Raw genomic sequence first — 20,170 nt, 5'->3', positions numbered from 1 at the left:
ACGCCATCAAGGTTGAACGCCTATTTGAGCCGCGCTGAACCGATCAATCAAGTCACTACCATCACATCACGTGTTGCTACACGCCTATTGATGGTGTGTGGTCTGTTGTTGGCGACCAGTGCCTGCCAACAGCAAGATGACAGCCAAGTGCCTAACGGGCTGGTTTATTGCTCCGAAGGCAACCCTGAAAGTTTTAATCCACAGATTGTGACCTCAGGCACTACCATTGATGCCACTTCACACCAAATTTACAGTCGCCTGATTGATGACAACACCAGCAGTAGTGAATTTTTACCTGCGCTGGCGAGTTCATGGACCGTGTCTGATGATGGTCTCGTCTATGAATTTGAACTGCGCCATGGTGTGAAATTTCACACTACCCGCTTTTTTACCCCGAGCCGTGAAATGAACGCCGATGATGTGGTGTTTTCCTTTTCCCGAATCATCGATACTGAAAACCCATTTCATGAAACGGCGCAACGAGGTTTTCCATTTTTTGACAGCATCGGTTTTAACAAATTAATCAAGCAGATCAGTAAAGTGGACCAGTATCGTGTCCGTTTTGAACTAAATTATCCAGACGCCTCGTTTCTTGCCAATATGGCCACCGATTTTGCCGTGGTGCTATCGCAAGAATATGCCGAACAACTGCTGCTACAAGGCACACCGCAACTATTGGACACTAACGCCGTCGGGACTGGCCCCTATCAATTGGTGGAGTACGTCAAAAACCAATATATTCGTTATCGACGTAATCCCGATTATTGGGGTGAGCAACCAGAGTCTGAACAACTGGTATTTGATATCACGCCCCGCAGTACGGTGCGTCTGTCCAAACTGATCGTGGGCGATTGCAGTATTTCTGCGCTGCCAAAAGCTGGTGAACTGCAAGTCGCTAAGCAGCATGATGATCTTGAAGTTGATAGCCGCCCCGGGATGAACGTCGCTTATTGGGCACTCAATACCAAGAAGCCACCGTTTGACGATGTGCGCGTGCGCCAAGCCTTGGCATATGCGATTGACAAAAGAAGCCTACTCAACGCCGTTTATCACGATACCGCCGTGGTTGCAGCAGGGATTTTACCGCCCTCTTCATGGGCGTTTCCCGACGAAAATGTTGAGCTGCAATATAACCCCGCCAAAGCCAAAAGCTTGTTAGCCGCCGCCGGTGTAAAAAATCTGACGATTGATATCTGGGCCATGCCCGTGGCACGTAGTTACAACCCTAACCCGCAAAAAACAGCGGAGTTAATCCAAGCTGATCTAAAAGCGGTGGGGATCAGGGTCAATATTATTAGCTTCGACTGGAGCGTATTTACTCAACGCCTTGCCAGCAGTAACTATGATTCAGTGCTGATCGGCTGGAGCGCTGATAACAGCGACCCAGACAACTTTTTCACACCACTATTAAGTTGTGGCTCGATTCAATCTCACAACAACTGGGCTAATTGGTGTCACAAGGGCTTTGACACTCTGCTGCGCCAAGCCAAAAACATCACCGACGAACAGGAACGTAAAGTGCTTTACCGCGCTGCCGAAGAGATTATCGGTCAAGAAGTCCCGGTGATTCCGCTCGCTTATGCGCAGCGTATGCTGCTAAAACGAAAAAACGCGCCCTATGTGCAATTGTTACCTTTTGGCGGCATAGCGTTTGATAAAGTGAGCCAACCTGAGCCTGTAGGAGGACGCCACTAATGGGCCGTTATCTCATTCGGCGGTTAAACCTCTTCTTAGCCACAACCTTAGCGTTGTTTATTATTCTGTTTGTGGCTACCCGCTGGTTTCCGGCTGATCTGAGTTATGCCTTAAGCGGTGTGGCGCTGCCAACCACCCAGCAACAGCTACAAATAGAACAAGATTACGCTTTGCACAGTAATGTTATCAGCCAATTTTTAGCCTATGTTACTGAACGGCTGAGCGGCAATTTTGGCATTTCTGTCACCTCGCGTCAGTCCGTATTGAATGAGCTTGCGGGGGTATTGCCACCGTCATTTGAATTAGCATTCGTGGCCGGCATCATTGCCCTGCTGTGCGGTATTCCTCTCGGTATGCTATCAGCGCTTAGCCGCAGCAAAATGGTACAGAAAACCATTATGGCGGCCACCTTAACGGGCTACTCCATTCCGGTATTCTGGTTAGGTTTACTGCTGTCGCTGTGGTTTGGTATCGAACTGGGCCTACTGCCTATTTCAGGCCAAATTAATTTGTTATACCAGATTCCCAAAGTCACTGGTTTTATGCTGTTTGATACGCTGCTGTACAACGGTGATTATAAGTGGAATGCTTTCGCTGACGTGCTGGCGCACATCATATTGCCAGCATGTACGTTAGCAGTACTGCCGTTCACAGTGGTCGTGCGGATTACTCGCGCCGCCATGCTCAACGTGATGAATCAAACCTATATTCGCGCCGCTGAAGCCCGAGGTTTGCCGTATCACACTATTGTACTGAAACATGCCCTGCCAAACGCGCTAATCCCATTGTTGAAGCACCTCGGGTTAATGTTAGGACCATTTGCCAGTTATGCCATCGTGGTCGAAGTTATCTTCTCATGGCCCGGCGTTGGTGCTTGGTTAGTCTCAGGGATCTACCAACGAGATTATACTGTCATTCAAGCGGGCATATTTGCCGTGGCCTTGGTGATTATTTTCTTTAGCATCTTGATTGAGGTGCTGTATACCGCCGCTAATCCGATGAGCCGCAAGGAAATGTATGGGACGAACTAAGCTTTATCTCGATGATGACATTCCGTCTCATAGCAAGCGGGTGTGGCGCTTATTTGCGGCTAAACCACAGGCACTGATTGGCTTGTGGGGCGTGGTAATTTTGCTGTTACTGAGTTGCTTTGGCCCATACATCGCTCCCTACGCTGCTGAATATCAAGATCAATCAGCGCTACTAATGCCACCTTCATGGAGTAATCAAGGCGCCGTCAGTCATTTTTTGGGCACCGATGATCTGGGCCGTGATATTTTCAGCCGTTTACTTCATGGCGCTCAATATACGTTTGGCGTAGCACTATTGGTGGTGATTTCTGCGCTATTTGCTGGGGTAATCATCGGCTCGATTTCTGGCATGATGCGCGGACTCAAATCAAGCATATTGGGCCACTTGTTAGATGCGCTGTTGTCTATTCCGTCGCTATTAATGGCAATATTAGTGGTCGCCGTTACGGGCCCCGGCCTCAGTAACGTCTTTTGGGCCGTTGGCATCTCACTGACACCACAATTTGTGCGTTCAATTCACCAAACAGTGCATGATGAGCTGCAAAAAGAGTATGTCACAGCCGCGACACTCGATGGTGCCAACCCGTTACAGATCTTTTGGTATGTGATCATGCCTAACGTGTGGGACACAGTGATTATCCAAACCACCTTGGCGATGTCTGCCGCAATCTTAGATATTGCTGCGCTCGGCTTCCTCAACTTAGGCGCCCAAGCGCCCATGCCGGAATGGGGCTCAATGATCATGCAAGGGCTGGATAACTTTTTATTCGCTCCATGGACAGTGACCATTCCAGGGATCAGCATTTTGCTCAGTGTGTTAGCCGTCAACCTCGTTGGCGATGGGTTACGCTCAGCTTTAGCACCGATGAGAAACTAGTATGCCATTACTTGATATTCGTAATTTAACGATTGAACTCGATACGCCTCAAGGCCCAGCAAAGGCGCTGGAAAAAGTCAGTTTAACCATCAATGCGGGCGAAATGCATGGTTTGATTGGTGAATCTGGCTCAGGCCGGAGTTTACTGGCGCGTGCGATTCTTGGCATTCAAGACCCCAGTTGGCACATCACCGCCGACCGCATGATGTGGGACGGTAAAAATCTCATGGAGATGACCCGACTACAGCGCCGTAGTTTGATGGGCGATGAAATCTCAATGATTTTCCAAGATCCGTCAGGCAGCTTCAATCCGACGTATACCATCGGCAAACAGTTGCTTGAGGCGATCCCTGTCGCCAACAAATGGGCGTTCTGGCGTCATACTCGCGACAAACGGCTCACCGCACAAAAATGGCTGCACAAGGTTGGCATTAAAAATCCCCGTAAAGTACTCAACAGTTATCCGTGGGAGTTGTCTGAAGGCGAATGCCAAAAAGTGATGATCGCCATGGCGCTGGCAAAACAGCCGCGACTATTGATAGCCGACGAGCCAACCGCCTCAATGGAACCCGCCACTCAGGCGCAAATTTATCGACTACTGATGCAGTTAAATCAGTTACAAAACGTCACCGTGCTACTGATCAGCCACGAACTCGATACCTTAGCGAACTGGTGTAATCGCATGACGGTTCTCTATTCTGGTCAAGTGATGGAATCTGGCCCAACCAGCGAGCTGTTAGCACAGCCAAACCATCCCTACACCAAGGCACTGCTAGACAACATGCCAGATTATGATCTTGCGGCATTGCATAAAAAATTAATGCCAACCTTGCCGGGTTCGGTGCCAGCCCTGCGCCATTTACCTATCGGCTGTCGCCTTGGCCCGCGTTGTCCTGAGGCAAGAAGACAATGTGTGAATCAGCCAGTGTTGAGCCACTATAAAGATCGCTATTACGCCTGCCATTTCCCTTACCATACTGAGGTGCCTGATGACGACCTCCTTGCTTAAAGTTGTCAATCTGGAGAAACGCTATTTTGCGGGTTATCAAGGCTTTAAAGCGCAATATAACCAAGCATTGCATCCGGTCTCATTTGAATTGCTGCAGGGCGAAACCCTAGCGATTGTTGGCGAAGCCGGCTCAGGTAAAAGTACCTTAGCGCGTATTTTGGTGGGCGCAGAGCGGCGCAGTGGTGGTGAAATCTATTACCAAGGGCAACCTTGGGATATGAAAAACCTCAAGCAGCGTTGTCGGCTGATCCGTATGATTTTTCAGGACCCAACCACCTCGCTCAATCCACGCTTGACCATTGGTGAATTGCTACAAGAACCGTTGCGCTTTAATACTGATTTATCGGAGAAAGCGCGTGAAGAGCAAGTGGTAGAAACCTTACGCAAAGTAGGTCTGTTGGCTGAACATGCCGACTTTTACCCGCACATGATTTCTGAGGGACAGAAACAACGTGTTGCCGTGGCGCGCGCCTTAATGCTCAACCCCAATATCATTATTGCTGACGAAGCATTATCAGCATTGGATGTTTCGGTACGCGCGCAGATATTGAATCTGTTGCTGAGCCTGCAACGAGAACTCGGCCTGTCTTATATTTTCGTAAGTCATAACTTAAGCGTTGTAAGATATGTGAGTGATAAAGTCATGGTGTTGAACAAAGGCGAGTTGGTGGAGTTTGCTCCAACTGAGACCTTATTTACTGATCCACAACATGAATACACTCAACGACTCTTGCAAGAACACCTGCAGTTAACCCGTCAAAAGGCCTGATGTAACTGCTCCAACCACTCGGATAGTAGTACCAATTATTGCGGAATTACTTATCCTAGTGACAATTTTTCTGGAACAAAGTACACCATGATTATTAAACCGAAAATCCGTGGTTTTATCTGTACAACCACACACCCAGTTGGCTGTGAAGCTAACGTGTTAGAACAAATCAATTACACCAAATCACAGGGCAAAATCGCCAACGGTCCTAAGAAAGTGTTGGTTGTCGGTGCATCTAGTGGTTATGGGCTATCTTCTCGCATCGCTGCCGCGTTTGGCTCTGATGCCGCCACCATTGGTGTATTCTTCGAGAAACCAGGCACAGAAAGCAAGCCAGGCACCGCGGGTTGGTACAACTCTGCCGCCTTTGACAAATTTGCTAAAGCAGAAGGCCTGTATTCTAAAAGCGTCAACTGCGATGCGTTCAGTCATGAAGCCAAAGCAAAAGTGATTGAGCTGATCAAACAAGATCTGGGTGAAATCGACATGGTCGTGTACTCATTGGCATCGCCAGTGCGTAAATTGCCAGATACTGGTGAAGTGATCCGTTCAGCACTGAAACCTATCGGCGAAACCTATACCGCTACCGCAGTTGATACTAACAAAGACACCATCATTGAAGCCTCTGTTGAGCCTGCTACCGAGCAAGAAATTGCCGATACCGTCACCGTTATGGGCGGCCAAGATTGGGAATTGTGGATTAAGGCGCTGAGCGAAGCTGGCGTATTAGCCGACGGTTGCAAAACTGTCGCTTACAGCTACATCGGTACCGAGCTGACTTGGCCAATCTACTGGCACGGCGCACTGGGCAAGGCCAAAATGGACCTCGACCGCGCGGCGCATGCGCTGAATGACCAACTGGCAACCAAAGGTGGTAGCGCCAACGTCGCTGTGCTGAAAAGCGTGGTTACCCAAGCAAGCTCTGCCATCCCTGTGATGCCACTGTACATCGCTATGGTATTCAAAAAAATGCGTGAAGAAGGCCTGCACGAAGGTTGTATGGAACAGATCTACCGCATGTTTAGCCAATGCCTGTACAAGGCTGATGGCACCGCGCCAGCAACCGACGCAGACAACCGCTTACGTTTGGATGATTGGGAACTGCGTGAAGACATCCAGCAGCATTGCCAACAACTGTGGCCACAAATTACCACCGAAAACCTGAGTGAGCTGACCGATTACCGCGAATATAAAGCGGAATTTATCAAGCTGTTTGGTTTTGGCATTGACGGCATCGATTACGAGCAAGATGTTAATCCTGAAGTCAATTTCGACGTAGTTCAGCTGTAGATTTATTGTTCTTAAAAACGCCGCTTTTGCGGCGTTTTTTGTTTCTGCCGTGCAATAATCCATCTATACTTCAAATGGTTTTCCCTATAAGAGAGGTCGCTAAATGAAAGTCAGTGCAAGAAACTGTTTAAGCGGTACTGTAAAATCTATTGAAGTGGGCGCGGTTAACAACGAAGTTGTCATTGAGCTTGCTCCGGGTGTAGAACTCACAGCGGTAGTAACTAAAGCATCGAGCGAAAAACTAGGACTAAAAGTAGGCGCGGATGCCTACGCGCTAATCAAAGCCAGTAATGTGATGATCGGCGTAGACGACTAATGGATTAAGTAACACAGTGCCTCTCGGGGCGCTGTTTCCTTGTTGCAGTAACCAATAACGACAACTGAAACAGTCATTCCCAAATCAAACTCTAGCTACACACAAAGCCATCAACAAAAGACCACAACTCTAGAGAACATGACGACAGAACTCACATGGAAAAATTTGCTCAATGAAGAGCGTAACCAGCCCTATTTTCGCCAAATTTTGCATACGGTTAATGAACTGCGCGCCTCAGGTAAAACCATCTATCCTGCTCAAGCAGATACCTTTAACGCTTTCAAGTTAACCCCATTCGAACGGCTCAAGGTGGTGATCATTGGGCAAGATCCCTACCATGGCGCCCATCAAGCGCACGGATTAAGCTTCTCAGTGCCTTTTAACGTTAATCCACCGCCGTCACTACAAAATATCTTTCTCGAGCTACAGCATACTGTCAGCGGCTTTAACGTGCCCAACCATGGCAACCTCACCCGCTGGGCCGAGCAAGGCGTGTTATTGCTCAACACAGTGTTAACCGTAGAAGCAGGCAAGGCGCATTCCCATGCAGACTTAGGCTGGGAACGCTTTACCGATAAAGTGATCGAACAAATTGATCACTACAGTCAAGGAGTGGCATTTATGTTGTGGGGACGCCACGCTGGCGAAAAAGCAGCACACGTAAATAAGCATAAACATTTGGTGCTACGAGCGGCTCCCCCCTCGCCTTTCTCCGCTAATAAAGGCTTTTTTGGCTGTAATCATTTCAACTTAGCTAACGCATATTTGCGGCAACAAGGAAAAACACCGATTGATTGGCAGCTTTAGCGACGATTGCGGCGCCTCCAGAGGTAATCGGCTAGCTTGCGGGGTAATCGACTTCATAGAGAAAAACGATCATGACGAGTGGCGTGAGAGCACAAAAAAACCGGCAATCAATGCCGGTTTTTTTACAAGGTTCCGATGTGCTATGAAGCTTCCGGATAAGTGATTTCAGCTTTTGATTTCAACAGCTCAATCAAAGCACGATAATCCGCTTGGCTATATTGGCTTGCAAGACGCTCTTGCAGGCCGCTGACCAACTCTTCCGGCGCGTTGGCTGGTGTGTTAACGCCATCCACCACCACCACAGCATAACCCGTTGCAACTTGCGCAACATCTGCTGTTAGCCCTTCAGAAGCTTTAGCCATTTTGAACGCTTGCGCCACAATTGCAGAGTCCACGTCGCTCGCGTTACGCGCAACAGCTTTATGAGCTTCAAGCGCTACGCTGGTATCGCCCGCTTTAACAGCAGCTAATAACGCTTCTGCTTTCGCTTTAGCCTGTTCATTAGCTTTTTGCTGTTTCAGCGATGCTGCGATTTGGTCTTTAACTTCAGCAAACGGTTTTAAGCCTGCGGCTTCGTGCTGTTTAACACGCACAACCATGACATCGTTATCCGCGACGTCCAATACGTTACTGTTCATACCTGACAATACATCATCAGAGAATGCCGCTTTCAATACTTCAGGTGCGTTGAACGGAACGGGGGCATCTGCTTTGCTGAACAGCTCAGTGGTTTTCACTGGCAGTTTTACTGCCTTAGCCGCTTCTTCCAAAGTATCTGGTACTTCGTAGCTAGTGTCTGCCAGCTTAGGTTGCAGCGTGTAGAATTCGTTAACCGCTTTGTCCATCTTCACTTTCTGCACAATCTGCGCTTTTACCGTTTCGAAAGGTGCAGCGGCACTCGGTTGAACATCGAGTAACTTGATGATGTGATAGCCATAAGGCGTTTTCACTACGTCAGAAACTTCACCTTTGTTCAAAGCAAACAGCGCCGAATCAAACGCGGGATCCATCACACCCGCTTCAAACCAACCCAGCTCACCGCCTTTATCAGCAGTCAGAGAATCTTGAGAATTCTTTTTAGCCAGTTCGGCGTAATCAGCCCCCGCTTTAAGCTGCTTAACCAGCTCTTCCGCTTTAGCTTTAGCGGCCGCGTCATCGGTGGTCGCTTCAATCAGAATATGGGCGGCTTGACGTTTCTCTTTGGTTTGATAGTCAGCAACATGCTCATCGTAATAAGCTTTTGCGTCGCTATCGCTAACATTGATAGTCTCACTCAGCGCAGCGGCGCTCAGCTCGATATATTCAAGGCTGACCATCTCTGGACGTTGGAACTGCAACTTATTGTCTTCGTAGTATTTAGACACTTCATCGTCGCTGACGCTCACATTCGCCACAAATGGCGCTGCGTCCACCGTAGTAAAACGAATATCGCGAGTTTGTGCTTGCAGCTTAGCCAGAGCTTCGGTTTCGCCTTTTAAGGCAAAGTCTGAAGCGACTAACGCGTTGACCAACTGATTGCGAGTCATATCGCCACGCATTGCATCACGGAAGCTAGATACGGTGTACCCCATCTGACGCAATATCGACAAGTAACGATTGTTGTCGAATGTGCCGGCAGTTTGGAATGCAGATTCGTTACGAATTGCCTCTTTAATTTGTTCATCTGAAGCGCGTAAACCAAGCTCATTCGCGGCTTGATTGATTAAGCGTTGAGCAACCAAACGCTGCAATACGCCCTGCTTCACACTGTTTAAATAGCTGTCGTTGGCCGCCAGTGTGTCGAACATATCACCCAGCTGTTGCTGCAAGCGGTTACGTTCACTTTGATATGCTTGATCTAGCTCGGCTTTAGAAATTTTTTCACCATTCACGATGGCTGCAGCAGTCTCTGAGCCACTGCCCATGTAGCTACTTACCCCTGCAAATGCAAAAGACAGGATCACCAGCACCAAAATCACTTTGGCTACAATGCTCTGTGCTCCGTCGCGCAACTTATCTAACATCAGATATCTCGCTTATGCGATGTTGGTTAAAAAAAAGACGCATCTCATAATGGATGCGCCTATTGTTTTATTTACTGCAGTTTAAAAAACACTGCGTAATTGCTTGCTTGTCGGACTGCGCGTCCGGTAAAACGAATCGCTTTACGCCAACAAGTTTCAATTAGTTAACAGCATCCTTCAGCGCTTTACCAGCTTTGAATGCTGGGATTTTAGCAGCTGCGATTTTGATCTCTTTCCCAGTTTGTGGGTTGCGACCAGTGCGCTCTGCACGTTCACGCACTTCAAAAGTACCGAAACCAACAAGAGAAATCTTATCGCCTTCTTTCAAACCATCAGTCACAGCAGCGATAAAAGAATCCAGTGCGCGGCCGGCAGCGGCTTTAGAAATGTCGGCACCAGAAGCGATTTTCTCAATTAGTTCAGATTTATTCATGTCATCCCCTTGAATGTAGTTTTCGCGCCGCAACCAAGTCCTTCTCTCGAGCGGTCTGCGGAGGCTTTTATAACAAGCTTGATTTGAAAGTTCAAGCCCAGATGGAAAACCAAGTTTATGTATTTCGATACAGCTCAAAGCCAGACACCTCAAGGGCTTGAGCGGTCTGGCTCTCCACGGAACTTAGGCTATCACAGGTCGTGCTTTTGTTAAGCCCTTTTTTTCAGTTTTTTTTAGCGAAAGCTGCTTTTTGTTGCGTTAGTCCAAATTTTTAACAACTTCAAAGCCTTTTACCGGTCTCTCTAGTGCTAAATCGAGGACTTCGTCCACCCAACGTACCGGTCTAATTTCCAAATCAGCCACGACGTTTGCTGGAATTTCCTCCAGATCACGTTCGTTTTCTTTTGGAATCAACACCAGCTTGATGCCACCACGATGAGCCGCAAGCAACTTTTCTTTCAAGCCACCGATAGGTAAGACTTCGCCGCGCAACGTAATTTCGCCTGTCATAGCCACATCAGCACGCACAGGGTTACCGGTCAAACTTGATACCAGCGCAGTACACATTGCGGCACCCGCAGATGGACCATCTTTGGGCGTAGCACCTTCAGGGACGTGGACGTGAATATCACGTTTTTCGTAGAAGTCGCCGTTAATGCCTAGCTGTTCAGAACGCGCTCGTACAACGGTCAATGCGGCTTGAATCGACTCTTGCATCACATCACCTAACGAACCGGTATAGGTCAATTTACCTTTGCCCGGCACAGAAGTGGCCTCGATGGTCAGCAGATCGCCACCCACTTCGGTCCACGCCAGACCGGTCACTTGACCGATTTGGTTGTGAGACTCCGCTTTACCGTAGTCAAAACGTTGTACGCCAAGGAATGACTTCAGGTTATCCTGATTCACTTCCACATGTTTAACGTCTTTATCGAGCAGGATTTGCTTGACGACTTTACGGCAAATCTTCGACAGTTCACGCTCCAATGAACGAACACCGGCTTCACGAGTGTAATAACGGATAACACCGATAATGGCACTGTCATCCACGGTGATTTCACTGGCTTTAAGGCCATTACGTTCAATCTGTTTTGGCAACAAGTGCGCTTTGGCGATATTCAGTTTTTCATCTTCGGTATAGCCAGACAGACGAATCACTTCCATACGGTCCAGCAATGGACCGGGAATATTCATCGAATTTGACGTTGCGACGAACATGACATCAGATAAGTCGTAATCGACTTCTAAGTAATGGTCGTTAAAGGTCGCGTTCTGCTCTGGATCTAGCACTTCTAGCAGCGCAGATGCGGGGTCACCACGCATGTCAGAACTCATTTTGTCGATTTCATCGAGCAAGAACAGTGGGTTCTTGACGCCTACTTTCGACATTTTCTGAATGATCTTACCCGGCATAGAACCGATGTAAGTACGGCGGTGACCACGGATTTCCGCTTCATCACGCACGCCACCTAAGGCAACGCGCACATACTTACGCCCTGTCGCTTTAGCGATGGATTGACCCAGCGAGGTTTTACCAACCCCTGGTGGGCCGACTAGGCATAAGATCGGGCCTTTCAGCTGCTTAACGCGACTTTGCACCGCCAAGTATTCCAGAATACGTTCTTTCACTTTTTCCAGACCGTAATGGTCGGTATCCAGCACAGCTTCAGCTTTTGACAGATCTCGTTTAATTTTTGAACGTTGTTTCCACGGTACTGAAGTCATCCAATCAACGTAGCTACGAACGACAGTAGCTTCCGCAGACATCGGTGACATCATGCGCAGTTTATTCAATTCAGCGGAGGCTTTTTCCTTGGCATCGGCAGGCATGCCCGCTTCTTCGATCTTACGAGTCAAGACTTCAAATTCGTCATGACCCTCATCAAGATCACCAAGTTCCTTTTGAATGGCTTTCATCTGCTCATTCAAATAATACTCACGCTGACTCTTTTCCATCTGCTTTTTAACGCGTGAACGAATGCGTTTTTCAACTTGTAGCAAGTCGATTTCCGCTTCCATCATCGCCATCAGATATTCTAAACGTTCAGCAACGTTTACCATTTCAAGCACTGACTGTTTATCTTGCAGTTTCAATGGCATATGCGCCGCCATGGTATCTGCCAGACGGTCTGCTTCTTCAATACCACTGAGGGAAGTCAGTACTTCAGGAGGAATTTTTTTATTGAGTTTGATGTAGCCTTCAAATTGACCAATCGCACTGCGCACTAAGACTTCTTCTTCACGCTCATCCATCGCTTCGGATTCAAGATAGTCTGCAGTCGCAACAAAGTATTCGTCGTCTTTCGTGTATTTGCCAATCTTGGCGCGCTTACCACCTTCGACTAATACTTTGACGGTGCCATCAGGGAGCTTAAGTAGCTGCAAAATCGAGGCAACGGTACCAACATCAAAAATATCATCTGTCGTAGGCTCATCCATATCAGCGTCACGCTGAGCAACCAGAATGATCTGTTTATTCTGTTCCATTGCCGATTCAAGACAACGGATGGATTTTTCTCTGCCGACGAATAACGGAATTACCATATGGGGGTAAACCACCACATCTCGTAATGGCAGCACGGGCAATTCGATTCGCGCTTCTGATTCTATGGTCATAGCTTGATTCCGTTCCAGTTAATAGTATTACTCAGAGTATATTGGGGCGTGATCACTGCTTTCAATGCTAAAAATAAAAAAAGGAGCCGGTTAAGGCTCCTTATTTTTCAAACTGATACCTAAGTGCACAATTAATGTTCACCTGAGGCAGCTTGTGACTCATTGCTCTCATAAATCAGGATAGGTTCTGACTCACCGTTAACCACAGATTCGTCAATCACGACCTTGACCACATTTTCAAATGATGGCAATTCGTACATGGTATCAAGCAGAATCGCTTCTACGATAGAACGCAGACCACGCGCCCCCGTTTTGCGGGTCATCGCCTTTTGAGCGATAGCTTTCAGTGCATCATCGCGGAACTCTAACTCAACCTTTTCCATATCAAACAACGCAGCGTACTGTTTGGTGATAGCGTTTTTAGGTTGCGACAGAATTTGCACCAGTGCAGCTTCATCCAGTTCACCCAAGGTTGCGACCACCGGCAGACGACCGATGAATTCAGGGATCAAACCGAATTTCACTAAGTCTTCTGGCTCAACCTGCAACAGGGTGTCGGTGATATTTTTCTTATCAGCTTCACCTTTGACGGTTGCGCCAAAACCAATACCGCTACCAACATGAGCACGTTGTTCAATCACTTTCTCAAGCCCAGCAAATGCGCCACCGCAAATGAACAGGATCTTCGAGGTATCAACCTGCAAAAACTCTTGTTGAGGGTGTTTACGGCCACCTTGTGGTGGCACAGCGGCTACCGTACCTTCAATCAGTTTCAGCAACGCCTGCTGTACGCCCTCACCCGACACGTCGCGAGTGATAGATGGGTTGTCAGATTTGCGGCTGATTTTGTCGATTTCGTCGATATATACGATACCGCGCTGCGCTTTCTCTACATCGTAATCACACTTCTGCAGCAGCTTTTGGATGATGTTTTCCACGTCTTCACCCACGTAACCGGCTTCGGTCAGTGTGGTGGCGTCAGCCATGGTAAATGGCACATCCAAGAAACGCGCTAAGGTTTCCGCCAGCAAAGTCTTACCGCTACCAGTCGGCCCGATCAGCAGGATATTACTCTTACCTAACTCAACGCCATCTTTTGGCGTTGCAAATTTTAAGCGTTTGTAATGGTTGTAGACGGCAACCGACAGCACCTTTTTAGCTTGAACTTGGCCGATAACATAATCGTCCAAATGCGCTCTTAACTCTTTCGGTGTTGGCAATTTTTCTTGATCGCGTTTTGGTGAGATGTCTTTAATCTCTTCGCGAATGATGTCGTTGCACAACTCTACACATTCGTCACAAACATAAACGGACGGACCGGCAATCAACTTACGCACTTCGTGTTGACTCTTTCCGCAGAAAGAGCAATACAGCAGTTTACCGTTATCACCGTTTTTATTGTCAGCCATTACTGTTCCTCATTTGCAGCACGCACTACGCACTGCTTAACACATCCTACTGAGCTTAGCTCAGAAAGTGGCATTTTTCAGCCTAAAACTTACTATTCGCGTCGTGAAATTACCGAGTCGACCAAGCCGTATTCCAGCGCCTGGGTAGCACTCATAAAGTTATCACGGTCGGTATCTCGCTCAACCACTTCGAGCGGTTGACCAGTATGTTCGGCCAGCAAACCGTTTAATTTATTTTTGATGCCCAAAATCTCTTGCGCGTGAATGGCGATATCAGACGCTTGACCTTGGAAGCCACCCAGTGGTTGGTGGATCATCACCCGCGCATTTGGCAAACAATGACGCTTGCCTTTAGCACCACCGGCCAACAAAAACGCGCCCATACTGGCGGCTTGACCAATACACACCGTGCTTACGTTCGGTTTGATAAACTGCATGGTGTCATAAATCGCCATACCTGCAGTGACAGAACCGCCTGGTGAGTTGATATACAAAGAGATATCTTTGTCTGGGCTTTCAGATTCAAGAAACAGCAACTGCGCCACGATCAGGTTAGCCATGTGCTCTTCTACTTGGCCTACCATGAAAATTACCCGCTCTTTTAACAGACGCGAATAGATATCGTAGGAACGTTCGCCTTTTGAGGTTTGTTCTACCACCATTGGTACTAGAGCATTCATCACTGACTGAGGTGTATGCATTCTTATGTTTCCCTAAATAAAAATGGCCCGCATGAGGGACCTCATACGAGCCATTATAAATGGCGACTGACGGATTAAGTCAAGTCTCGCTTACGCGCGGCCAGCAGCCTTGTTCATAAAATCTTCGAAAGCAACGTCTTTGTCGGTCACTTTGGCAGATTTCAGTACGGCTTCAATGGCTTGCTCTTCCAGAGCCAGGTTACGCATGCTCTGCATCAGCTCGTTGTTGCTGTTGTAATATTCAACAACTTCTTTTGGATCTTCGTAGGCAGAAGCCATAGATGCGATCAGCGCTTGTACGCGGTCATCTTCAGCTTTCAGTTCGTTACCTTTGATAACTTCACCGAGCAGCAAACCGATTTTCACGCGACGTTCAGCTTGTTCAGTGAACAGTTCAGCTGGCAGTTCTGGCATTTGCTGCGGGTTCATTTGACCACCGAAGCGTTGCAGCGCTTGACGACGCAATACGTCGACTTCACCGTCGATCAGTGCTTTTGGCAGTGCAACTTCGTTAGCAGCCAACAGACCTTCGATCACTTGCTCTTTAACATTCGCTTTCAGCGCTTGTTCCAGCTCGCGTTCCATGTTTTTGCGGATTTCAGCTTTCAACGCTTCAACGCCGCCTTCTTGGATACCAAAGCGAGTAGCAAACTCTTCGTTGACTTCTGGCAGTTCAGCACCTTGAACTTCTTTCACTGTGATAGCGAATTTAGCTGCTTTACCTTTCAGGTTTTCAGCGTGATATTCTTCAGGGAAAGTAACGTCGATATCGAATTCTTCGCCAGTTTTGTGGCCAGTAACGCCTTCTTCAAAACCAGGGATCATGCGACCAGCACCCAGTTGCAGTTCGAAATCTTCAGCTTTACCGCCTTCGAACTCTTCACCGTCGATGCTACCAACAAAGTTGATGATCACTTTGTCGCCTTCTGCGGCTTCACGTGCTACTGCAGAGAAAGTAGCGTGTTGCTTACGCAGAGTTTCGATCATGTTGTCAACGTCAGCGTCTTGTACTGAAGCAACTGGTTTTTCAACTTCGATTGCATCAACACCTTTCAGTTCCACTTCTGGATACACTTCGAAAGTTGCTGTGAATTCAAACTGTTCACCTTCAGTGGCACCTGGAGTCAGAGTTGGCGCACCAGCTGGGTTCAGCTTTTCAGCGATGATTGCTTCGATAAAGTTGCGTTGCATCACCTCACCAGTAATATCCTGACGGATAGTGCTGCCATAACGTTTTTCGATAACGCTGACAGGCACTTTACCTGGACGGAAGCCAGGGATACGTGCGCGCTTAGCTTCACGTTGCAGGTTTTCTTTTACCAGTTTTTCTACCTGTTCTGCAGGTACGGAGATGGTCAGGCGACGCTCCAGGCCTTGTGTTGTTTCAACAGAAACTTGCATTCTTTTACCTCGAAATGTGTCTAACTTCCTTTTTATAGCCGACATTTGATCAACTATTCAGGTATTCGTTTCTTGACGATTATGTTGACTTAAATGCCGCTAAATAAACCACGCGAACATCTGTCGTACAATTGTTGATGTTTATCAAGACGCAGCATTATAGCCATGCCCCAGCGAGGAGTCGAGCCACAATGGCCGATAAAAGGTACAAAAAAAGCGACCTTAGGTCGCTTTTTTTGAAATCTAAATAATGGGGTGACTGATGGGGCTCGAACCCACGACAACTGGAATCACAATCCAGGGCTCTACCAACTGAGCTACAATCACCACTGAAATGGTACGCCCGGCAGGATTCGAACCTGCGACCATCCGCTTAGAAGGCGGATGCTCTATCCAACTGAGCTACGGGCGCAAGGTTAGCAACATCATGTTGCATCCTGTTCGGTACTGACAATGTATATAGCACACTGCCCTTAAATTTGGTCGGTGATAAAGGATTCGAACCTTTGACCCTCTGGTCCCAAACCAGATGCGCTACCGGGCTGCGCTAATCACCGAGGGAGTTGCTTAAGCTATTAAGTTAACTACAACTCTTGAGTTTAGCTAACCTTGACGCATCACTGTATTTTATCTCTAAAATCAGCCTGCCGCCTAAGAACGGAGCGCATGTTAGCGATTCGCCCCCACTGCGTCAACGATTTTTTTGAGCAATAAATTCAGATGCTGAAATTTAGTGCTGCAAATGGCAAATTCTGTGTTCTGGCGCACCAATCACCATGACACCCAATGTCGCGACTGTTAAAATGTCGCCGTTTTTTCAAACATCGCGCCATAACAAAGGAACCCCTACACCCATGACTGCCCAACTAATAGATGGCAAAGCGATAGCCCAATCCATTCGACAACAACTCAAACAAAAAGTCGCCGACCGCCAAGCGGCTGGTCAACATATTCCGGGACTCGCGGTAGTTTTGGTCGGCAGCGACCCAGCATCGCAAGTCTATGTTGGTAGTAAACGTAAAGCCTGTGAGGAAGTGGGTTTTCTATCCCGCTCTTATGATCTCCCTGCAGACACCAGCGAAGCTGAATTATTGGCTCTGATTGACGCCCTCAATGCCGATAGCAGCATTGATGGTATTTTAGTGCAACTGCCACTGCCGGCACATATTGATGACACCAAAGTCATCGAACGCATCCAACCCGACAAAGACGTTGATGGCTTTCATCCCTATAACGTTGGCCGCCTCGCGCAACGTATTCCGGTACTGCGCTCATGCACGCCCAAAGGCATCATGACGTTGATTGAATCAACCGGCATCAAGACCCACGGTTTAGATGCGGTAGTGGTTGGTGCGTCTAATATTGTCGGTCGGCCGATGACCTTGGAACTGTTACTCGCCGGTTGCACTACCACTACCTGTCATCGCTTTACTCACGATTTGCAAGATAAAGTCAGTCGTGCTGATTTAGTGGTCGTAGCGGTTGGTAAGCCCGGCTTTATTCCGGGCGAGTGGATTAAGCCCGGCGCCGTAGTGATTGACGTGGGTATTAACCGTTTAGCTGATGGTCGTTTAGTGGGCGACGTGGAGTTTGCGGCGGCAGCTGAACGCGCCAGTTTTATTACCCCAGTACCCGGTGGCGTGGGACCAATGACTATTGCCAGCCTGTTAGAAAACACCTTGTTTGCCGCTGAAAAGTATCACGATAATTAATCAGCCGCCTGAACGAGACAGAAAAGCCGACATGATGTCGGCTTTGCTATTTATCTGCTTCAGATGATGAGCAACAACTACTTTTTACGCCAAGTTGTGCCGTTAGCACCATCTTCCAGCACAATGCCCAGTTCATTCAAACGGTCACGGGCTTTATCGGCGGCTGGCCAGTCTTTTTCGGCGCGGGCGCGGTTACGCTCAACGATCAGCGCTTCGATTTCTGCCACTTCGTCATCATTACTTTCACCTTGGAAGAAGGCTTCTGGCGTAGATGACAAAATACCTAGTACGTCAGCCAGTTGTTTCATCGCAACGGCTAATGCAGATGCCGCAGTAACATCAGTGGCTTTTAGACGGTTAATTTCACGCACCATATCAAACAGCACTGAGTAAGCTTCAGGGGTGTTGAAATCATCATCCATCGCCGCGTTAAAGCGCTCAACGTATTCGTCAGCACCTGCTGCCGCAACAGTTAAATCCAGATCTTTCAGCGCAGTGTACATACGCTCAAGTGAAGCACGTGCTTGCTTGAGGTTGTCTTCTGAGTAGTTCAGTTGGCTACGATAGTGACCCGACAGCAGGAAGTAACGTACGGTTTCCGCATCATAGTGTGCCAACACATCACGAATGGTGAAGAAGTTACCGAGTGATTTCGACATCTTCTCTTTATCGACCATCACCATGCCGGTGTGCATCCAGTAGTTGACGTACTTAGTGTCATGGGCACAGCACGATTGAGCAATTTCGTTTTCGTGGTGTGGGAACATCAAGTCAGAACCACCACCATGAATATCAAAATGGGCACCTAAGTGTTTGCTGTTCATCGCTGAACATTCGATATGCCAACCTGGGCGACCTGCGCCCCATGGCGAATCCCAAGTCGGTTCGCCGGGTTTTGACATCTTCCACAATACGAAATCCATTGGATTACGCTTGGCCTGATCCACTTCAACACGAGCACCGGCTTGCAGTTGCTCTAAGTCTTGCCCAGACAAACGGCCGTATTGTTTATATGACTCAACGCTGAACAGCACATCGCCATCATCTGCCACATAAGCGTGACCACGTGCAATCAACTGTTCAACCATCTCAATGATTTCGTTGATGTGCAAAGTGGCGCGCGGTTCGAAATCAGGGCGCTGCATATTCAGCGCATCAAAATCCGCATGCATTTCGGCGATCAAACGCTCAGTTAATGCATCGCAACTTTCGCGATTTTCATTGGCGCGTTTGATAATTTTGTCATCCACGTCGGTAATGTTACGCAAAAAATTGACGTCATAACCTGCATACCGCAAATAGCGCACAATCATGTCAAACGACACAAACGTCCTGCCATGTCCTATGTGACACAAATCGTAAATGGTCACACCACAGACATACATGCCCACTTTTCCGGGGACAATTGGCTTAAATTCCTCTTTCTGGCGGCTCAGACTGTTGTAAATCTTCAACATCGAATTTTCTCTTGTACTCTATATAAACGCGTGGCTCGAAATTGGCTCAAGAGTTTAGCATTGCACCATGCTCTTGAATACCGCCCTTTCGCGCCATTGATGGATAAGTTAGAATCCGCCCACGAATTTAGCTCAAAGGAACTACTATGATCACTTTGCACACCAACCACGGCGATATCAAACTGGCACTGAACGAAGAGAAAGCGCCTGAAACCGCAGCAAACTTTCTGCAATATGCACAAGAAGGCTTCTACGATGGCACCATCTTCCACCGCGTGATTGATGGCTTTATGATCCAAGGCGGCGGTTTCACTAAAGATATGCAACAAAAGCCGACCAATGCACCGGTGAAAAACGAAGCTAACAATGGTCTGAGCAACAAAGTCGGTGCTATCGCGATGGCACGTACTCAAGATCCACACTCAGCTACCGCTCAGTTCTTCATCAACGTCAACGACAACACTTTCTTGGATCACAAGAGCCAATCTCTGCAAGGTTGGGGTTACTGCGTATTTGGTGAAGTTGTTGAAGGTATGGACGTTGTCAACAAAATCAAAGACGTTGCTACTGGCAACCACGGTATGCACCAAGACGTACCATTGGAAGCGGTAGTGATTGAAAAAGTGAGCATTGGCGAATAAGCA

The 20,170-nt window shown here is 47.9% G+C and carries 17 protein-coding genes and 3 tRNA genes; 10 read left to right on the top strand and 10 right to left on the bottom strand.

Annotation, left to right across the window (positions count from 1 at the left end; all coding sequences use genetic code 11):
• Positions 1–90: 90 nt before the first annotated feature.
• The 8 genes from L9G74_RS03650 (at position 91) to ung (ending at position 7,794) form a co-directional block, all read left to right on the top strand.
• Positions 91–1,695, top strand: coding sequence for an ABC transporter substrate-binding protein (locus L9G74_RS03650; RefSeq protein WP_238895165.1), 1,605 nt, complete (start codon positions 91–93; stop codon positions 1,693–1,695).
• Positions 1,695–2,726 carry an ABC transporter permease subunit gene (locus L9G74_RS03645; protein ID WP_238894921.1) on the top strand — a complete coding sequence of 344 codons (1,032 nt, stop codon included), beginning with the start codon at positions 1,695–1,697 and terminating at the stop codon, positions 2,724–2,726. Before L9G74_RS03650 ends, L9G74_RS03645 begins: the two co-directional genes overlap by 1 nt.
• Complete coding sequence (locus L9G74_RS03640; RefSeq protein ID WP_238894920.1) at positions 2,713–3,603, top strand: ABC transporter permease subunit; 891 nt, start codon at positions 2,713–2,715, stop codon at positions 3,601–3,603. Before L9G74_RS03645 ends, L9G74_RS03640 begins: the two co-directional genes overlap by 14 nt.
• 1 nt (position 3,604) lies before the next feature.
• Entirely contained in the window at positions 3,605–4,612 is a 1,008-nt protein-coding gene (locus L9G74_RS03635) for an oligopeptide/dipeptide ABC transporter ATP-binding protein (RefSeq protein WP_238894919.1), read from the top strand.
• Positions 4,593–5,381, top strand: a complete 789-nt coding sequence (locus tag L9G74_RS03630; RefSeq protein WP_238894918.1) for a peptide ABC transporter ATP-binding protein — start codon at positions 4,593–4,595, stop codon at positions 5,379–5,381. The genes L9G74_RS03635 and L9G74_RS03630 overlap by 20 nt, the downstream gene beginning before the upstream one ends.
• A gap of 87 nt (positions 5,382–5,468) precedes the next feature.
• Entirely contained in the window at positions 5,469–6,671 is a 1,203-nt protein-coding gene (gene fabV / locus L9G74_RS03625; RefSeq protein WP_238894917.1) for an enoyl-ACP reductase FabV, read from the top strand.
• Between the two features lie 103 nt (positions 6,672–6,774).
• Positions 6,775–6,987, top strand: a complete 213-nt coding sequence (locus L9G74_RS03620; protein WP_238894916.1) for a TOBE domain-containing protein — start codon at positions 6,775–6,777, stop codon at positions 6,985–6,987.
• Positions 6,988–7,125: 138 nt separating this feature from the next.
• Positions 7,126–7,794, top strand: coding sequence for a uracil-DNA glycosylase (gene ung, locus L9G74_RS03615; RefSeq protein ID WP_238894915.1), 669 nt, complete (start codon positions 7,126–7,128; stop codon positions 7,792–7,794).
• A 140-nt stretch (positions 7,795–7,934) separates the two neighbouring features.
• Here the strand turns inward: ung and ppiD are convergent, their stop codons facing one another.
• The 9 genes from ppiD to L9G74_RS03570 all read right to left on the bottom strand — a co-directional run bounded on the left by ppiD (position 7,935) and on the right by L9G74_RS03570 (position 16,914).
• On the bottom strand, positions 7,935–9,797 hold the full coding sequence (ppiD, locus tag L9G74_RS03610) for a peptidylprolyl isomerase (protein WP_238894914.1): 1,863 nt from the start codon (positions 9,795–9,797) through the stop codon (positions 7,935–7,937).
• Between the two features lie 160 nt (positions 9,798–9,957).
• Positions 9,958–10,245 carry a nucleoid-associated protein HU-beta gene (gene hupB / locus L9G74_RS03605; protein ID WP_500142656.1) on the bottom strand — a complete coding sequence of 96 codons (288 nt, stop codon included), beginning with the start codon at positions 10,243–10,245 and terminating at the stop codon, positions 9,958–9,960.
• A 243-nt stretch (positions 10,246–10,488) separates the two neighbouring features.
• Positions 10,489–12,846: an endopeptidase La gene (gene lon, locus L9G74_RS03600; protein WP_238894913.1), complete on the bottom strand. Its 2,358-nt coding sequence runs from the start codon at positions 12,844–12,846 to the stop codon at positions 10,489–10,491.
• Positions 12,847–12,977: 131 nt separating this feature from the next.
• Positions 12,978–14,255 carry an ATP-dependent protease ATP-binding subunit ClpX gene (gene clpX / locus L9G74_RS03595; protein ID WP_238894912.1) on the bottom strand — a complete coding sequence of 426 codons (1,278 nt, stop codon included), beginning with the start codon at positions 14,253–14,255 and terminating at the stop codon, positions 12,978–12,980.
• 92 nt (positions 14,256–14,347) lie between these two features.
• On the bottom strand, positions 14,348–14,956 hold the full coding sequence (gene clpP, locus L9G74_RS03590; RefSeq protein WP_238894911.1) for an ATP-dependent Clp endopeptidase proteolytic subunit ClpP: 609 nt from the start codon (positions 14,954–14,956) through the stop codon (positions 14,348–14,350).
• A gap of 90 nt (positions 14,957–15,046) precedes the next feature.
• On the bottom strand, positions 15,047–16,357 hold the full coding sequence (tig, locus tag L9G74_RS03585) for a trigger factor (protein WP_238894910.1): 1,311 nt from the start codon (positions 16,355–16,357) through the stop codon (positions 15,047–15,049).
• Positions 16,358–16,608: 251 nt separating this feature from the next.
• Positions 16,609–16,684: transfer RNA gene (locus L9G74_RS03580), tRNA-His, on the bottom strand.
• Between the two features lie 8 nt (positions 16,685–16,692).
• Positions 16,693–16,769, bottom strand: a tRNA-Arg gene (locus L9G74_RS03575).
• A 68-nt stretch (positions 16,770–16,837) separates the two neighbouring features.
• Positions 16,838–16,914, bottom strand: a tRNA-Pro gene (locus tag L9G74_RS03570).
• A gap of 297 nt (positions 16,915–17,211) precedes the next feature.
• Here L9G74_RS03570 and folD point away from each other — a divergent pair.
• A complete protein-coding gene (folD, locus tag L9G74_RS03565) occupies positions 17,212–18,069 on the top strand; it encodes a bifunctional methylenetetrahydrofolate dehydrogenase/methenyltetrahydrofolate cyclohydrolase FolD (RefSeq protein WP_238894909.1) in 858 nt (285 codons plus the stop codon).
• A gap of 77 nt (positions 18,070–18,146) precedes the next feature.
• On the opposite strand, the gene cysS is transcribed toward folD, so the two are convergent.
• Positions 18,147–19,526 carry a cysteine--tRNA ligase gene (gene cysS, locus L9G74_RS03560; RefSeq protein ID WP_238894908.1) on the bottom strand — a complete coding sequence of 460 codons (1,380 nt, stop codon included), beginning with the start codon at positions 19,524–19,526 and terminating at the stop codon, positions 18,147–18,149.
• A 146-nt stretch (positions 19,527–19,672) separates the two neighbouring features.
• Between cysS and L9G74_RS03555 the strand changes: the two genes are divergently transcribed.
• On the top strand, positions 19,673–20,167 hold the full coding sequence (locus tag L9G74_RS03555; RefSeq protein ID WP_238894907.1) for a peptidylprolyl isomerase: 495 nt from the start codon (positions 19,673–19,675) through the stop codon (positions 20,165–20,167).
• The last annotated feature ends 3 nt before the right edge of the window (positions 20,168–20,170 follow it).

The organism is Shewanella electrica, from assembly GCF_022321485.1.
Lineage (GTDB): Bacteria > Pseudomonadota > Gammaproteobacteria > Enterobacterales > Shewanellaceae > Shewanella > Shewanella electrica.
This window is presented reverse-complemented; position numbering and strand designations above follow the sequence as displayed.

Excerpts from the sequence above, each read along its gene's own strand:
- L9G74_RS03650 (WP_238895165.1), top strand. The coding sequence starts at position 91 with ATGGTGTGTGGTCTGTTGTTGGCGACCAGTGCCTGCCAACAGCAAGAT.
- L9G74_RS03645 (WP_238894921.1), top strand. The coding sequence starts at position 1,695 with ATGGGCCGTTATCTCATTCGGCGGTTAAACCTCTTCTTAGCCACAACC.
- L9G74_RS03640 (WP_238894920.1), top strand. The coding sequence starts at position 2,713 with ATGGGACGAACTAAGCTTTATCTCGATGATGACATTCCGTCTCATAGC.
- L9G74_RS03635 (WP_238894919.1), top strand. The coding sequence starts at position 3,605 with ATGCCATTACTTGATATTCGTAATTTAACGATTGAACTCGATACGCCT.
- L9G74_RS03630 (WP_238894918.1), top strand. The coding sequence starts at position 4,593 with ATGACGACCTCCTTGCTTAAAGTTGTCAATCTGGAGAAACGCTATTTT.
- fabV (WP_238894917.1), top strand. The coding sequence starts at position 5,469 with ATGATTATTAAACCGAAAATCCGTGGTTTTATCTGTACAACCACACAC.
- L9G74_RS03620 (WP_238894916.1), top strand. The coding sequence starts at position 6,775 with ATGAAAGTCAGTGCAAGAAACTGTTTAAGCGGTACTGTAAAATCTATT.
- ung (WP_238894915.1), top strand. The coding sequence starts at position 7,126 with ATGACGACAGAACTCACATGGAAAAATTTGCTCAATGAAGAGCGTAAC.
- ppiD (WP_238894914.1), bottom strand. The coding sequence starts at position 9,797 with ATGTTAGATAAGTTGCGCGACGGAGCACAGAGCATTGTAGCCAAAGTG.
- lon (WP_238894913.1), bottom strand. The coding sequence starts at position 12,846 with ATGACCATAGAATCAGAAGCGCGAATCGAATTGCCCGTGCTGCCATTA.
- clpX (WP_238894912.1), bottom strand. The coding sequence starts at position 14,255 with ATGGCTGACAATAAAAACGGTGATAACGGTAAACTGCTGTATTGCTCT.
- clpP (WP_238894911.1), bottom strand. The coding sequence starts at position 14,956 with ATGCATACACCTCAGTCAGTGATGAATGCTCTAGTACCAATGGTGGTA.
- tig (WP_238894910.1), bottom strand. The coding sequence starts at position 16,357 with ATGCAAGTTTCTGTTGAAACAACACAAGGCCTGGAGCGTCGCCTGACC.
- folD (WP_238894909.1), top strand. The coding sequence starts at position 17,212 with ATGACTGCCCAACTAATAGATGGCAAAGCGATAGCCCAATCCATTCGA.
- cysS (WP_238894908.1), bottom strand. The coding sequence starts at position 19,526 with ATGTTGAAGATTTACAACAGTCTGAGCCGCCAGAAAGAGGAATTTAAG.
- L9G74_RS03555 (WP_238894907.1), top strand. The coding sequence starts at position 19,673 with ATGATCACTTTGCACACCAACCACGGCGATATCAAACTGGCACTGAAC.